The following is a 15,273-nucleotide window of genomic DNA, read 5'->3' as shown; positions in this document are numbered from 1 at the left end:
ATTATGACGCGCGCAATGTTTGTGCTCTTAGGAGCCGACATTGCATCGACATCCTTAGCTTATCGGAAGTTATCTAAAGCAGCACCTCAAGGGCGTGTTAATGATTAACGATCCGCTAATCGATCAGCTGCGCAGTATCCTTGTCATAGGTGCGCATGGCCCGGTGCGGCATGCCGCCATCCTCAAACTCGGGTCCAAACGCAACAAATCCCAAGCTTTCATAAAAACCTAGTTTGTCGGATTGGGCGCCAAGGAAGAACCGGTCGTGCCCTTGTTCGGATGCGGCGCTCATGGCTGTACGAAGCATGGCCTTGGCTATCCCGCGTCCCCGGAAGCTCTGTCGCACGGCCACCCGGCCGATTTTGACGTGCTCATCAAGAAAGATCAGCCGCAGTGTGCCCACAACTTCGCCCTCTTGAATGGCGACGAAATGGGTTGCGGTGAGATCATAGTCATCCATTTCGTCTTCTTCGGGGACTTTTTGTTCCCATACGAAAACTTCCCTGCGCAGGCCGAAAGCGGCGTTACAGAGGGTGGAAAAAACCGGAACGGAAAGAATAGTGGTGCTCATGCCCCTCTTGTAACGACCAAGAGGGGCATGGCGCTAGACGCTGCCGACTGTTTTCAGGCGAACGCGTGGATGAACTTCGTTCTGGCTCATCACAAATGTCTGCGGGCGGAAGCGCTCTACAATCGAGCGAACGTGCGGGCGAATTGAAGGCGATGTGATCAGAACTGGCATCTCGCCCGCCTGCGCTGCCTTTTCATAAGCGGCCTGCACGCCGGAGATGAATTGCTGAAGTTTGGATGGGGCCATAGCGAGGTGACGGTTATCAGCATCACCAACCATGGCCTCAGCGAAGTCGCGTTCCCACTGGGGCGAGAGGGTCAAAAGCGGCAAGCTGCCATCCGGGCCTAAATTAGCAGCGCAGATCTGGCGCGAAAGGCGCGAGCGAACATGCTCGGTAATGGTTTGCACGGAGCGACCGGCACCCGAGATTTCTGCAATACCTTCGAGAATGGTCGACAGATCGCGGATCGAGATGCGTTCGGCAAGGAGGGCCTGCAGGACGCGCTGGATCCCCGAAACCGTAATCTGGCTCGGGATAATGTCTTCCACGAGCTTTTGCTGATCTTTCGGAAGGCCGGAGAGCAGAGACTGCACGTTGGCGTAGCTGAGAAGATCCGAGACGTTAGCCTTGAGGATCTCGGTCAAATGCGTCGAGATCACGGTGGAAGGATCAATGATCGAGAGGCCGCGCAACTCCGCTTCGTCGCGCAGCGCTGGATCGATCCAAGTGGCGGGAAGGCCAAAGGTCGGCTCGACAGTGGAATGGCCTGGCAGGTCGATCTTGTTGCCGAACGGATCCATCACCATCAACTGGTTGGCAAAGATCTGACCGGAACCAGCTTCAACTTCCTTGATCCGAACTTTGTAGTCGTTGGGTTCAAGCTGCATGTTGTCGAGAATACGAACCGGCGGCATGACGAAGCCAAGCTCCATCGCGAGCTGACGACGCAGAGCCTTGATTTGCTCGGTCAGGCGATCCGAACCATTGCCGTCGTCGCGGACGAGGCTGAGGAGCCCATAGCCCAGTTCGAGCTTGAGATCGTCGATTTTGAGGCTGTCACTGATAGGAGCCTCCGCCAAAGGTGACCCTGCAGCATTGGCCGGTAAGCCTGGTGCGCCGCCTTGTCCGGGCAGCGCTGACTTCTTAAGGGCGTTTGCAGCGTCATCGGCCGTTCTGATAGCTTTTGACTTTGAGGCGCGGAACGCGGCGTAGCCCACGCCGCCTGCGAGCGCCAGAAACGGCAAGATTGGCATGCCTGGAAGCATGGCGAGCATGGCCATGACTGCGGACGACATGCCAAGTGCGCGTGGGTAGCCTGAAAACTGGCTGCTGAGGGCCTTGTCAGCGGCGCCGGTGACGCCCGACTTAGAAACCAGAATACCAGCTGCGGTCGAAACGATCAGAGCGGGGATCTGGGAGACTAGGCCATCACCAATGGTCAGGAGCGTATAAACATTCGCAGCCTCGCCAAAGTCCATCCCTTGTTGCATGACGCCGATGAGAATGCCGGCGGACACGTTGATAAAGGTGATGATGAGGCCTGCAATGGCGTCGCCGCGCACGAATTTGGACGCACCGTCCATGTTACCGAAGAAGGAGCTTTCTCCCTCAAGTTCAGCACGGCGCTTTTTGGCAGTGTCTTCATCGATCAGACCGGCGGACAAGTCCGCATCGATCGCCATTTGCTTGCCCGGCATAGCGTCCAAGCTAAAGCGAGCCGCCACTTCGGCGATACGGCCAGAACCCTTAGTGATAACGATGAAGTTCACGATCACTAGGATGATGAAGATCACCGTACCAATGACGAAATTGCCTCGAGTAACGAAGTTGCCGAAGGCCTCAATAACGTGACCAGCTGCATCGGTACCGTTGTGCCCTTCCGACAGGATCAAGCGCGTTGTCGCTAGGTTCAAGCCCAAGCGCAACATGGTCGCGATCAGCAGAACCGTCGGGAACGCCGAAAATTCGAGTGGTTTCTGGATGAAGAGGGCAGTCATCAGGATCATCACAGAGAAGACGATCGAGATGGCAAGGAGGAGGTCGACCAGAATAGCGGGCAGTGGGACGATCAGGATAACGATCAGACCCATGACGCCGGCGGCTAGGGCAACGTCGCCCGAGCGCAGGACTTGTAGGATCTGCCCGAGATCGGGCAGACCAAAATTGTTACGCGAATTCGTGGATTGGTCAGTCATGCTCGCTCACGAACGGCTTGGCCGCGATAAACGAAGTCCGCGCATAGCGCTCGTTTCGCTGCATTCCGATTAACTCGTGGTTCTGCACAACCGCTCCTTTAAGCGCTCCGCCGTTCGCCTGGCTCAGGAACATGTAACCCTTCATCGGTGTACTGGTTGAGCTTATTGCGCAGCGTGCGGATAGAAATCCCCAGAATGTTTGCCGCGTGGGTACGATTACCCAGCGTATGATCCAAGGTATCGAGGATGAGGTCGCGTTCAACGTCGGCAACGGTGCGGCCGACAATCGCACGATTCATAGCCTGGGCCGTTTGAGCCGCCATCTGTGCCGGGGAGGTAGCACGGGCTGCCTCAGCGAGGCCCATGCCATCTGGCAAAACGATCGACTCGGGACCAATGGTGTCGCCAGAAGACAGCAGCACCGCGCGGTGAAGCGTGTTTTCCAATTCGCGGACGTTGCCTGGCCATGGAGCCCGAACGAGGGCGTCACGGGCTTCAGGCGACAGCTGGCGCGGCGGAATGCCATTTGCCTTGGCGTACTTCGCGACGAAGTGTTCAGACAAAATGACAACGTCGCCCGGACGCTCGCGCAGTGGAGGCAGCTTGAGGTTCACAACGTTGAGGCGGAAGAGCAAGTCTTCGCGGAACGAGCCTTCACGCACAGCGTCGCTGAGGTTGCGGTTCGAAGTCGCGAGAATGCGGATATCGACCGGGACTGGCTTGCCGCCACCGACGCGGTCAATGACGCGCTCCTGAATGGCACGCAGCAGCTTTGCCTGCAGGCGGACATCCATTTCTGAAATTTCGTCGAGCAGCAATGTGCCGCCAGAGGCTTCTTCAAACTTGCCAATACGGCGCGCGACTGCGCCGGTGAAGGCGCCCTTTTCGTGGCCGAAAAGTTCGGATTCCAGCAAAGCTTCTGGGATCGCCGCGCAGTTGACCGAGATAAACGGCTTGTTGGCGCGCTTGGAACGAGCGTGGACGAACTTGGCCACAACTTCCTTACCCGTGCCGCTCTCACCTGTGATCAGGATCGAGGCTTCCGAGCCAGCGATCTGCTCGGCCATGCGGACAACGCGTTCCATGGATGGATCGCGGAAGAGGAAGTCGGAACTTTCGCGGGCAACTGCGGAAATGACAGCGGCAATGAGCTCCGCGTCGGGTGGCAAAGGAATGTATTCCTTGGCTCCGGCGCGGATCGCGTTGACGGCTGCTGCGGCATTCGCTTCGACGCCACAGGCGACAACCGGTATAACAATGCGTTCTGCTTCCAGAGCGGCGATTAGGCCGGTGATGTCCATCATGACATCGACCAGCAGCAGATCGGCTCCTCTGCCTGAACGAAGCGAAGCCAGCGCAATCTCAACCGAGGGGGCGTGAGCGACTTTGGCTCCCCCATCCATAGCCATTTTGGTTGCCGTCGAGAGCTGACCCTCAAGCGCACCGATAATGAGAAGGCGCATGGCAGAGCTCCTATTGTGGCTTTATAATTTCGGTCATGGTGACACCCAGCCGGTCATCGACCAGCACGATTTCACCACGAGCAATTAAGCGGTCGTTGACATAGATTTCTACGGCTTCGCCAACTTGGCGGTCGAGCTCGATGACCGTCCCGGTATCGAGTTTGAGCAGCTGAGAAACAGGCATTTTGGTCCGGCCGAGAACGACCGAAACGCGTACTGGTACGTCAAAAACGGCCTCGAGGTCGCCCGCGGTCCGTTCGACATAGGTGACGTCGCGTTCGGCGCGCTCGGGCGCATCCATTTCGTCGAGCAGGCTCTCTAGTGTGTTGTCAGGATCGGCCATTAACCGCTCTCCTTCGCATTCGGGTTGCGCTGACGCGCAGCAAGATAGTCAGAAATTTGGCGTTCCATTTGGATGGTTGTTTGGCCGATGTCGCGTACGATACCGCCATTGACCCATTCCATACGGCCATCGCCAAGGCGAATGTCTTCGTCACCCATGATTACCAAACGCCCGGCAAAACCCGTGGCATTGACGTGTTGGGTGGCTGACTCGCGAATAGCGTCGGCCATTTCGGGGTGGCACCGCACCACAAGGTGCGGAACGGCCCCTAAGCCTTCGAGGCACTCTGCTATCAAAGCTTCGAGCTCAACCGTCGGCTGGCGTGCGACGAGTTGATGCGCGAGCTTTTTGCTAACAGCCAGTGCCAAGCTTGCGGCTTCTGACTGGTGGCGCAGAATGGCTTCATCCAGCGCCTGGGCGTAGGGTGCCACTTGGGTCGCTAGTGTCGTGCCGAGTGCGGCGATCGTCTGCGCTGCGGTGTTGGCAGCATTGCGTTCGCCTTGTGTTACACCCTCAGCGAACGCTTCGCGTTTGGCGTCGGCTATCAGCTGCGCCACCAAATCCTCGGGGATTGAGGGAACTGGTGGCGGAGCGGGTGCTTCCGCTTCGGCTGGCACATGTCTGATCACGTGTCCGGGTTCTTCGCCCAGATCGAGATCGAAAAGATAGCGGACCGGTTGGGCCATGGTTAAGCCACCATCTGGTCGTCGGCTTTGGACTTAAGGATGACGATCTCGCCCTTGGCCGCGAGATCTTTTGCCGTTGCCACCAAGCGGGTCTGGGCTTCGTCAACATCCTTGAGCCGGACCGGGCCCATATCACGCATATCGTCCTGCAAGACCTTGGCGGCGCGACCGGACATGTTCCGATAGAATACATCCTTGACGGTATCGCTGGCCCCCTTAAGGGCGATACCGAGGTCACGCTTGTCGAGGCGTGCAAGCAGGGTCTGGATGGCCGACGTATCGAGCCGCGCCAGATCCTCAAAGGTAAACATGAGCGCTTTGATGCGCTCGGCATCGTCTCGGTTAATCTCCTCAAGACTTGTAATGAAGCGCGATTCAGTCTGACGATCGAATGCGTTGAAGATTTCAGCCATCTGTTCGTGGCTGTCGCGACGCTTCTGGTGGTTGAGCGTGGACATGAACTCGACGCGCAGCGTGTTCTCGATTTTCTCGAGAATTTCCTTCTGCACAGGGTCTAGGCCAAGCATGCGCTGCACCACGTCCATCGCCAATTCTTCTGGCAGAACGGCGAGGACCTTGGAGGCGTGGTCCGGATCGATTTTGGACAACACCACAGCGATGGTCTGCGGGTATTCGTTTTTGAGATAGGCGGCCAGGACATCCGCCTGAACGTTCGACAGCTTCTCCCACATATTGCGGCCAGCCGGACCGCGGATTTCTTCCATGATCGCGTCCACACGTTCCTGCGGCAGGAAAGAGAGAAGCAAGCGTTCAGTCGAGTCCGTGGTGCCGGTCAGATTGCCGTGCGAGGAGATGTTCGTGACGAAATCGATCATCAAATCGTCGAGCATTTCCTGCGTGATCGGGCCAAGACGAGCCATGGCGCGGGAAAGCTGACGGATTTCGACTTCGTCGAGTTCGTCAAAAATGGGCTTACCGTAATCAGGACCGAGCGCGAGGACGAGGGCTGCGGCCTTCTCGTCGCCCTTAAGGGTGCGCTGCTGACCGCCAACCTGCAAGAGTGCGCCGGCGCCGATTTGTAGGTTCTGATCTTTGCCAGACTGAGAAACGAGGGTCATTTCGATTACGCCGCGCTGCCGAGCCAGTCACGCACGATAAGTGCGGCCTGCTTGGGGTTTTCTTCAACGAGCGTGCCGACGGTCTTGAGCGTCTGCAGCTGGGTTTCGCCCATGGACTTGGCGTTGGCCACCCACGCTGGGGTTTTGTCCTTGGGTTGGAGCAACTGCTCGTCGAGCAGCTGTCCGTCGGCAGTGAGGACGGCGTGGTTGCCGAGCTCAGCTGCTTCGGGCAAAGCAAGCGTTTCGGTTTCTGGGCTCAGAACCTTCTTGAGCAGAGGGCGCATCACGAAGAACACGAGGGCCAGAGCGATGAGCAGGGTGACGGCCATTTCTGCGCCATTCATCAGGTCATCACGGGTGAAGTCGAGAAGGCCTGCGGTGTTGTCGGTGCCGACGCCAGCAAGGCCTGGGCGTTCGGCAAACTGCATGTTGACCACTTCAACAGTGTCGCCACGTTCTGCCGAGAAGCCGACAGCTGAGCGAACAAGGGTCAAAATCTGGCTGACTTCGTCGGCGCTACGCGGATTGTAGGCGAGGTTGCCGTTGCCATCGTCGGCATAGCTGCCGTCCACAACCACGGCGACGGAGAGGCGCTTAACAGCACCCGGCTCAGTGGTGGCTACCTGGGTCGTACGATTGATTTCGTAATTGGTGGTCTCTTCGAGCGAGGTGCCCTGTTCGGCAAAGCCATTGGCAGCGTTCTCGCTGGCGCCTGGAAGCTCGTTTGCAACCGTGACCTGACCATTTGCGCCGTTCGACAGGGTCTCGCTTTCGCGCGACTGGATAGAACGTGCAACTTGGCTTTCAGGATCGAATGTTTCTTGCGTTACGGTCTGGCGATTGAAGTCGAGCTCTGCTGCAACTTCAACCCGGGCGCGCCCTGCACCAACCACGTTTGCCAGCATGTCTTCGATGCGGGTGCGCATGCGGTTTTCGTATGAAAGCGTGCGCTCTTCATTCTTGGCCGTGACGAGGCTGCCTTCGTCGCCTTCGGCGCCCGAGGCCAGCAGATTGCCTTGGTCGTCTACGATGGAGACGCGCGTCGGGTTCAGGCCTTCAATGGCCGAGGCGACCATGTGCTGAACGGCGCGAATTTCGTTGTTCGAAAGTTGACCGCGGACCGAAAGTACGATGGAGGCTGAAGGATCCTTGCGTTCGCGACGGAATAGTTCACGCTCTGGCAGAACCAAATGCACGCGCGCACTTTTGATGCGGGTCAAGGACGTGATGGTCCGTGCGAGTTCGCCTTCAAGGGCGCGAACATTGTTGATGTTCTGGACAAAGCTAGTCGCGCCGAGCGTCGACTGCTGGTCGAAAATTTCATAGCCCACTTGGCCGCGGGTCGGCAGACCTTCGCCAGCAAGCTGCATACGGACGGTGGTGATCTGATCGCGCGGGATCAGAATAGTGTCACCGTCGCCGCGAATTTCGTGCGGCATGTTGAGCGTCTGCAGCTCGGTAATGATTGCCGATGAATCTTCTAACGTTAACCCAGAATAGAGGGGCGCCAGATTTGGGGTCTGGGCGCGCATGATAAGAAACCCGAAAAATCCGAGCATGAGAACCGCAACGAGAGCCATCGCCGCAAGGCGGGCCATTCCGATCCGGTTGATAAATGTAGTTAAGGTTTCCACGCGTTCACTCTGCGACTCGTTCGGTCGCTGGAGCCCCCACCAACCGCTGGGCAAAATTTACCTATTTGATGGTTAACAAGGTGTTAACCGATTGCCGCATTTTGCAAATACCCGGCAATAACTGCCTGCCACCCAAGCATTTGCTGGGGAGGCACGTTCGTCATAAGCTGTGGATTTACAATGCGAAAACCCGCCAGCTTTCGCCGGCGGGTTAAGATTTGTGGCAGACTTGTGACTGACCCTTTTTGAGGGTCTAGGGAAGATGCAACTGTGGGAAACCCAAGTTGGGCCGGAGCCCTACGCATTTTATCCCTCTCGGTAATGCTGAATCCAAGTGGTGCGCAGCCCCGCAAGGCCGTGCTTGTCGATGGCTGCCTGCCAATTGAGAAACTCATCGACGCTGAGCGTATAACGCTCACATGCTTCTTCTAGGCTTAGCAGCCCACCGCGAACGGCAGCAACAACTTCGGCCTTCCGACGGATAACCCACCGTCGTGTATTGGCTGGGGGCAGATCCGCAATAGTTAGCGGGCTGCCATCCGGGCCAATAACGTACTTCACGCGAGGACGCATCTGTACGGTCATTTTACTCTCTACTCAAACCTGACCATATGATGGTGAGAGTAGGGCAGTGGCCTTAAAATACCCCTAAGGGGAAACTTACAATAGGTTAACAGTAGCGTGTGATTGCGGACAGCTTTTGGCCTGCACACGGCAGTCTATTTCAACTGCCAGTGGCGGGTGGCGGTGTCGTCACTTGGCCGGTGCTGCGCACGCTGGTGACGTCCTTGAGGGCGACCTTGTTGCGTCCAACGGTGAGGACTGGCTCAGCACCGCTAAAATCGACGGCGGTGACGACTCCAACGCTGGAGGTCGATATCGAAATGGCATTGCCGCTCACATTGGTGCCGGTGATCTCGATTGTGTAGACGCCGTCGGGCTGCTTGTTGCCGTCCGAACCCGCTCCGGTCCAGAGGAAGTTGCCGACGCCCGCATTGAGCGAGCCCTGCTCCACATAGACCACGCTGCCTGTCGCATTCTTGATGGTGACCGTCGCGTTGGCGACGGGTGAGGCGGCGTTGTACGTCCACATCGCCCCGCCTTCTTTGAGCTCCCCAGTTTTGCCCGAGGCGGTCACTTCCTTGCCAATATAGGAGACCGCATCGACGCGACCCTGATTCTGCGTATTGGCCAGCAAAGCTTCTAAGAAGTCATTGGTCTTGAGCTGCTGCTCTACCCCAGTGAACTGAACCAGTTGTTGGGTGAACTGGTTCGTATCCAAGGGGTCGAGCGGATTTTGGTTTCTTAGCTGCGTCGTCAGAATCGACAGGAATGTGTCAAAGTTCTGCGCGATCGTTGATCGCGCAGTTGACGAGGCCGACGTGGTTGATGAGCCAGTAACGCCGTTTACAGCCATTTGAGTTCACCTAAGCAAGGATGTTGAGCCCGCTAGCTTGGAGTGAGCCGCGGTAGAGCGTGACCTGTGGAACAGGTTCGGATGTCGTATCGTCGGATTCGAGCAACGCTTCTGCGCGATCAAATGGGCTGCCGTCGCGATTGGCTTGCTGGTCATTCTGCTTGAGCGAGAATTCGAGCGTAGCGCGATGGGCATCGATGCCAGCTTGTTGCAGCGCACGTTCAAGTGCGCGCTGGTCGCGTTGCATCATGTCGAGGGTTTCTGGCCGTTCGACAATCAGTTTGGCGTTCAACTGACCATTCTGGTCCACGTCGAGACGCACATCAATGCGACCCAGCTCGGCTGGATCTAGGCGAATCTGGAAGCGGGAGATGCCGCCCTCCATCTGCCTGGACATTTCAAAGGCTATCGCCGGAATGTTGAGCTGTTGTTGGCTCGACAAATAGGTCTGCGGAATAGTGCGCAGGGCGGCAGCTTCAATTTTTATGTCTGCGGTTTGCGCAGTTGGAACGTCAACGATCTGGGTCGACGCTGGAATTATATCTGCCAGCTTGGCAGTGGTGGGGGCAGCCACAGGGCGACGGTCAGCCGGTGCGCCGTCGTTCGACTGCTTGGCGTCACTGTTGTCATCGCCTGAAGATGCCGTGCTGGTTTCGGCAAACTTGGGCTCGGAAAATGTCGTCGTCGCCGAAGACGTGTCTTCAGCGCTGCCTGCCAGAAGCTGGTCGGACATTTTGAGCGACGGAACAGCTAATACCGGGCCGGTGGGTTGGTCTGCTGCTGATTTGGCGAGGCGGAGAAGAGATTGCTCGACGTCATTGGGGCGCGGCTTGTCAGCGGCAAGTCCCAAAGAAGTGAGCTTGTTTGCGTCGACTTCGCCAGCCTCGATAGCGGCAAGCAGCTTGGCCAATTTCTCATTGATCTGCGCGATAGCTTCCGCGGCCTCCGCAGATTTATCGAGGCCGTTGGTGCCCCCGAGCGACCGGATTAGCGTGGCGAAATAGCCTTCTGCCGAGGTCGCATCGTTCGGCACGCCATTGAGCAGCGCTGTGAGATCAGCTGAAGCGGTCAAAGCTTCAAAATCGACGCCCATCTGATTGGCCAGCTGGCTCAACGTGTTGTTGATTTGCGCCAGTAATTCCGGGTCCAATGCCTGGCCACTTTCCAAGCTGTCGCGGAGCTGCGCCAGAGCGTCGCTCAACGCAACCAATTGTGTGGTGTCGATAGGCGGCGGCACCGGCGCAGCTGTGGGATCAACGACTTCGATTTCTTCGTTGTCTTCAATAGGAGCGGGTTCGTGCTGGTCAGCGGCAGAATTAGTCGGCTCAGTAGGAGGCGGGGCATCCTTCTTGGGAGCAGGTTCCACCGCTTTGCTCGTATTGGTGCCTGAAAGCAGCGCTGCGAAATCGCTGCCGCCTGAGTTTTTGCCATTGCTGGGCTGGCTCTGCTGGCTTGCAAATGCCTGAGCCGCCGCACTGGAGCTGCCACCATTGATAGCGAAAGAATTAGGAGCCACTGGGAGCCTCAATACACAATACTGAGCGTTGTGATGCAAAACCCCTGCCATTTTGAGATATGCCCAATAAACTCAAGGATTTCAGGGGTGTAGCCAGATTGTTATGCGGTAACTGCTCTGGGTGTTTGAGTAAGAACTACCGTGTTGGGGCAAAAGCTGCCGGGTAGGAATGGACAGGGCTAACGCTTCGGCGTAGAACGCGCCCCACAGTTTCCGCTGGCCCTTGAACCCATCCGGACACAAAAGAGAAATGTTGAACTCGCTTGATATTGCCAAGCGCCCCGAAGACACTCGCGTTGTTGTCGCGATGTCCGGTGGCGTAGACTCCTCCGTTGTTGCTGGCCTTCTTGCCCGTCAGGGCTATGAAGTTGTTGGCGTTACGCTTCAGCTTTATGACCATGGCGAAGCCACCCACCGTAAGGGTGCGTGCTGCGCTGGCCAGGACATTCATGATGCGCGTCGCGTCGCCGCTAAGCTCGGCATTCCGCACTATGTTCTCGATTACGAAGAACGCTTCAAAAGCTCGGTGATTGAGCCCTTCGCCAATGCCTATCAGCAGGGCGAAACGCCGGTGCCGTGCATTGCGTGTAATCAGTCGGTGAAGTTCGTTGATCTCATGACGGTCGCGCGTGACCTTGGTGCCGATGTTTTGGCAACGGGGCATTATGTGCAGGACCGTATTGGGGCCGACGGCAGGCGCGAGCTTTACCGTCCGGTCGATAGTGACCGCGACCAGACGTACTTCCTCTTCGCCACCACTCAGGACCAGCTCGACTTCTTGCGCTTCCCGCTGGGGGGTATGGGCAAGCCGCAGGTGCGTGAACTCGCGCGTGAGCTCGGCCTTGAGATTGCGGAAAAGCACGACAGCCAAGACATCTGCTTTGTGCCGCAGGGGAAATATTCCGACATCATCCGCAAGATGCATCCGGAAGCCTTCTCTACGGGCGAGATTGTGCATTTGGACGGGCGCGTGCTCGGCGAACATGACGGTATCGTCAATTACACCATTGGTCAGCGTAAGGGGCTCGGCGTTGCCGCCGGGGAGCCGCTTTACGTGATTAAGCTCGAGCACAAGACCGGGCGCGTCATTGTGGGTCCGCGCGAAGCGCTCAAGACCCATACCGTGCGTTTGCGCAATGTGAACTGGTTGGGTTCGGTGCCGTTGGCCGAAGCAGCGTCGGGTAATGGCGCCCCTGTGGAAGTGAAGGTGCGGTCTACCCGTGGTCCGCAGCCCGGCGTCATTCAAATGCGTGACGGCGAGGTTTATGTGACCTTGGTCACTGGCGAATACGGCATCTCGCCCGGGCAGGCTTGCGTCTTCTACGTTGACGATAGCCAAACCAGCCAAGTCCTCGGCGGCGGCTTTATCGCTGAAGCCGTGCCGCAGGCGCTGGTCGCATAGTTTGAAATTGAAGTGGGCCTCATCAATTCGGTAGGCCCATTTTGTTTATTGGGCTGGTGCGACTTCGACCTGGGCTGGCGTTGCCGTTTTGGCAGCGTTGTTCGCTTCCTTCAGCGCCTCATAGGTGTGCAGACCACCCATCGACATCGAAATGGTGATGATGGCCAGCAGCGCGCCCATGCAAAGAATGAGAATGCGTCCACTGGTTAGGCCGAAGGGGAGGGGCTTTTTCTCGGTCATTGGCTCGTTCCAAACTTTTTTACCGCACACACCCAAGGAGTGGTGCTTGTGGGGCGTCTTACTCTGCACAATAGCTGTTCGAGTAAAAATGTGCATGCTCAAGTGATGGGACTGTCCGCCGCACCAGAGCCAAATACTTCAGCGACCAGCCATGCGCTCGCGATCCGCGCGCGTAATGGTGATCCTGAGGCTTTTGGCGTGCTTATAGCTGAGCACTATGATGCAATCTACCGTACCGCGTGGAGGTGGTGCGGAAATCGAGATGACGCCGAAGACATCGCTCAGGAGGTTTGCGTCAAGATCGGCCAGGCCATTGCCGGGTTTGACGGGCGCAGCGCTTTTTCAAGTTGGGCCTATCGCATTACGTTCAATGCCGTGCGCGACTTTCAACGCGCTCGGCAAACGCGTGGGAACTATGCCAAAGCATATTCGCAGGTCTCACTCGATGGTCAGCCCGCCGAACAGGAAATGGCCACCACAAGCAATGAGCTTTGGGCGGCGGTGCGTACACTCCCTGAGAAACAACGCGACGCTGTGCTCTTGGTCTACGCCGAAGAGCTGAGCCACGCCGAAGCCGCAGAAATTATGGGTATCAAGGAGGCCACTGTGTCCTTCCATGTCCACGAAGCCCGCAAGACTTTGAGGGGGTTCTTATGAGCCACCAGAACGATCCATTTTCCTCGTTGAACCGCGTAGAGCCGCCAGCACCGCGAGACGATGCGCGCGCTCGTGCTTTGGCCGCCGCGAGCGCTGCCTTTGCCGCTGCTCAGGCCGAGGACACGCAAAAAAACGAAAAACCGACCCAAGGTTCTGCCTGGGGTGGCCGTCTTATGTCCATCATCAAAAACCTCTCGAAGGGTTCGATCATGGATATGCGTCTTCCTATCGGCAGTTTGGCCATTGCCCTCGTTGTGCTGCCACTCGGGTATCATCTTTATAACTCGACGGCGCTGACTCAAGCCCCGTCTGTCGCTCAAACCGAAGCAGACACGCAGAAGCTTGAAGTGGTGCCGGCCGAGCCCGCTGTTGTGCCAGAGGTATTGGCAGAAGCTGCGCCCGCTATTGCGCAAGAAGCGCCTGCGGCGCCAGCGCTCGACATGGCCATTGCCCCGCCGCCAGCGCCATTGCCATCAGAGGCGATCATGCGCGCGCCAGCTCCATCGGTTGGCGCCATCGCCACCCGCCAAGCGGCGCCAATGGTGCAGGGCGGTGCGCCTATGGCCGCAAAGGCCGAAAACCCTGTAGGTGGCAGTTTTACCGAGTTTGACGAGCAACGCCTCAAGGTCGCGGCTGAAGAGCCGGTTTCGACATTTTCCCTTGATGTTGATACGGCCAGCTATGCCTTCACGCGCCGGGCGCTCAACGATGGCTTCGTGCCGCCAGCGGACGCTATTCGTATCGAAGAGCTGATCAATTATTTTCCTTATGATTACCCCGTGCCGGAGGCGGATGGCGCGCCGTTCTCCTCTGAGGTCAAAATCTTCCCGACGCCGTGGAACAATAAGACCCAGATCATGCAGATCGGCATCAAGGGTAGCGATGTGGTGCGTGAAGAAACCAGCAGTAATCTGGTGTTTCTGATCGATACGTCTGGATCAATGGAATATGCCGACAAGCTCCCGCTGCTCAAACGCGCCTTAGCGCTTTTGCTGGATCAGCTGTCGGGTGACGATACGGTCTCCATCGTCACCTATGCGGGCTCTGCTGGCGTGGCGCTCGAGCCTACGAGCGCGAACAATAAAGCCAAGATCATGGACGCACTTGATCAGCTCTACGCCGGAGGCAGTACGGCTGGGGCAGAAGGGATTGAGCTCGCCTATAAGCTGGCTGAGCAAGCCAAGATTGCAGGGGGCACCAATCGGGTGATCCTCGCCACGGACGGTGATTTCAACGTGGGTATTGATGACCCGCGTGCCCTTGAGAAGTTCATCGCGATCAAGCGCGACAGTGGCATTAGCCTGTCTGTTTTGGGGTTCGGGCGGGGCAATCTAGATGATGCGACCATGCAGGCGCTCGCCCAAAATGGGAACGGCAATGCCAGCTATATTTCGAGCTTTGCTGAAGCTCGAAAAGTGTTGGTCGAGGAGGTGGGTGGAACGCTCCACACCATAGCCAAGGACGTCAAAGTTCAGGTCGAGTTCAATCCAGCAGTCATCGCTGAGTATCGTCTGATTGGTTACGAGACCCGTGCATTGAACCGCGAGGATTTTAATAATGATGCGGTGGATGCGGGCGAGGTTGGTGCTGGGACGACCGTGACTGCGCTTTATGAAATTACCCCGGTGGGATCGGGTGGGGAGCACGTTGACCCGTTGCGCTATGGGCAGACCTCGCCAACTGGGGCGGCCGAGGAAATCGCCTTTTTGAAAATGCGTTATAAGGCGCCTGAGGGCGCGGTTTCCGAGCTAATCGAAGTGCCGATTACGCCCGAGGTGGTTTATGGCGACATTGCCGATGCTGGCGTTGATGCACAGTTTTCCGCCGCTGTTGCCGCCTTTGGTCAGAAGCTGCGAGGCTCATCTTATGGAAAAACCATGAGTTGGGATGAGATCAAAACCCTCGCGCAAGCTGGGCGAGGCAATGACGAGGGCGGGTATCGTGCTGAGTTTATCCGCCTCATCGGCGACGCGGCAGCGCTACAGCCAGACCGTGGAGAGGTTGAACGAAATATTTCTTCTAGGTAAAACTTTGAGAAGGTCAGAGTTTAACGGTTTTATGAGGGCGTC

General features: G+C 57.4%; 14 protein-coding genes. 3 read left to right on the top strand and 11 right to left on the bottom strand.

Features of this window, described 5'->3' with window-relative positions; genetic code table 11:
• Positions 1-115 precede the first annotated feature (115 nt).
• The 10 genes from JHC09_RS10320 to JHC09_RS17185 all read right to left on the bottom strand — a co-directional run bounded on the left by JHC09_RS10320 (position 116) and on the right by JHC09_RS17185 (position 10,905).
• Positions 116-571, bottom strand: a complete 456-nt coding sequence (locus JHC09_RS10320) for a GNAT family N-acetyltransferase (protein WP_199531884.1) — start codon at positions 569-571, stop codon at positions 116-118.
• A 33-nt stretch (positions 572-604) separates the two neighbouring features.
• Positions 605-2,767: a flagellar biosynthesis protein FlhA gene (gene flhA, locus JHC09_RS10315; protein ID WP_199531883.1), complete on the bottom strand. Its 2,163-nt coding sequence runs from the start codon at positions 2,765-2,767 to the stop codon at positions 605-607.
• Positions 2,768-2,865: 98 nt separating this feature from the next.
• Positions 2,866-4,230 carry a sigma-54 dependent transcriptional regulator gene (locus JHC09_RS10310; protein WP_199531882.1) on the bottom strand — a complete coding sequence of 455 codons (1,365 nt, stop codon included), beginning with the start codon at positions 4,228-4,230 and terminating at the stop codon, positions 2,866-2,868.
• 10 nt (positions 4,231-4,240) lie between these two features.
• Positions 4,241-4,531, bottom strand: coding sequence for a flagellar motor switch protein FliN (gene fliN, locus JHC09_RS10305; protein ID WP_248308976.1), 291 nt, complete (start codon positions 4,529-4,531; stop codon positions 4,241-4,243).
• Between the two features lie 41 nt (positions 4,532-4,572).
• Complete coding sequence (locus JHC09_RS10300; protein ID WP_199531880.1) at positions 4,573-5,259, bottom strand: FliH/SctL family protein; 687 nt, start codon at positions 5,257-5,259, stop codon at positions 4,573-4,575.
• A gap of 2 nt (positions 5,260-5,261) precedes the next feature.
• Positions 5,262-6,338, bottom strand: a complete 1,077-nt coding sequence (gene fliG, locus JHC09_RS10295) for a flagellar motor switch protein FliG (protein WP_199531879.1) — start codon at positions 6,336-6,338, stop codon at positions 5,262-5,264.
• A gap of 5 nt (positions 6,339-6,343) precedes the next feature.
• The gene (gene fliF, locus JHC09_RS10290) at positions 6,344-7,972 is read right to left on the bottom strand and encodes a flagellar basal-body MS-ring/collar protein FliF (protein WP_199531878.1); all 1,629 of its coding nucleotides are present in this window, start codon (positions 7,970-7,972) and stop codon (positions 6,344-6,346) included.
• 306 nt (positions 7,973-8,278) lie between these two features.
• Positions 8,279-8,557 (bottom strand): DUF1153 domain-containing protein, encoded by a 279-nt coding sequence (locus JHC09_RS10285; RefSeq protein ID WP_035085775.1) that lies wholly within the window; start codon positions 8,555-8,557, stop codon positions 8,279-8,281.
• A gap of 139 nt (positions 8,558-8,696) precedes the next feature.
• Complete coding sequence (locus tag JHC09_RS10280; protein ID WP_182394347.1) at positions 8,697-9,389, bottom strand: flagellar hook assembly protein FlgD; 693 nt, start codon at positions 9,387-9,389, stop codon at positions 8,697-8,699.
• Positions 9,390-9,399: 10 nt separating this feature from the next.
• Positions 9,400-10,905 (bottom strand): flagellar hook-length control protein FliK, encoded by a 1,506-nt coding sequence (locus JHC09_RS17185; protein WP_199531877.1) that lies wholly within the window; start codon positions 10,903-10,905, stop codon positions 9,400-9,402.
• A gap of 250 nt (positions 10,906-11,155) precedes the next feature.
• Here JHC09_RS17185 and mnmA point away from each other — a divergent pair, with 250 nt between their 5' ends.
• Positions 11,156-12,307, top strand: a complete 1,152-nt coding sequence (gene mnmA, locus JHC09_RS10270) for a tRNA 2-thiouridine(34) synthase MnmA (RefSeq protein WP_199531876.1) — start codon at positions 11,156-11,158, stop codon at positions 12,305-12,307.
• Positions 12,308-12,352: 45 nt separating this feature from the next.
• Here mnmA and JHC09_RS10265 read toward each other — a convergent pair whose 3' ends face one another.
• Entirely contained in the window at positions 12,353-12,547 is a 195-nt protein-coding gene (locus JHC09_RS10265) for a hypothetical protein (protein WP_169195368.1), read from the bottom strand.
• A gap of 105 nt (positions 12,548-12,652) precedes the next feature.
• On the opposite strand from JHC09_RS10265, the gene JHC09_RS10260 reads away from it, so the two are divergent.
• Both JHC09_RS10260 and JHC09_RS10255 read left to right on the top strand, forming a co-directional pair.
• Positions 12,653-13,204 carry an RNA polymerase sigma factor gene (locus JHC09_RS10260; protein WP_199531875.1) on the top strand — a complete coding sequence of 184 codons (552 nt, stop codon included), beginning with the start codon at positions 12,653-12,655 and terminating at the stop codon, positions 13,202-13,204.
• Positions 13,201-15,231, top strand: coding sequence for a VWA domain-containing protein (locus JHC09_RS10255; protein WP_199531874.1), 2,031 nt, complete (start codon positions 13,201-13,203; stop codon positions 15,229-15,231). The genes JHC09_RS10260 and JHC09_RS10255 overlap by 4 nt, the downstream gene beginning before the upstream one ends.
• Positions 15,232-15,273: the final 42 nt, after the last annotated feature.

Origin of the sequence: Devosia sp. MC532 (assembly GCF_016461625.1) — a bacterium.
Taxonomy (GTDB): domain Bacteria; phylum Pseudomonadota; class Alphaproteobacteria; order Rhizobiales; family Devosiaceae; genus Devosia.
The sequence above is the reverse complement of the archived record's forward strand: the minus strand, read 5'-3'. Positions and strand labels throughout refer to the sequence as shown.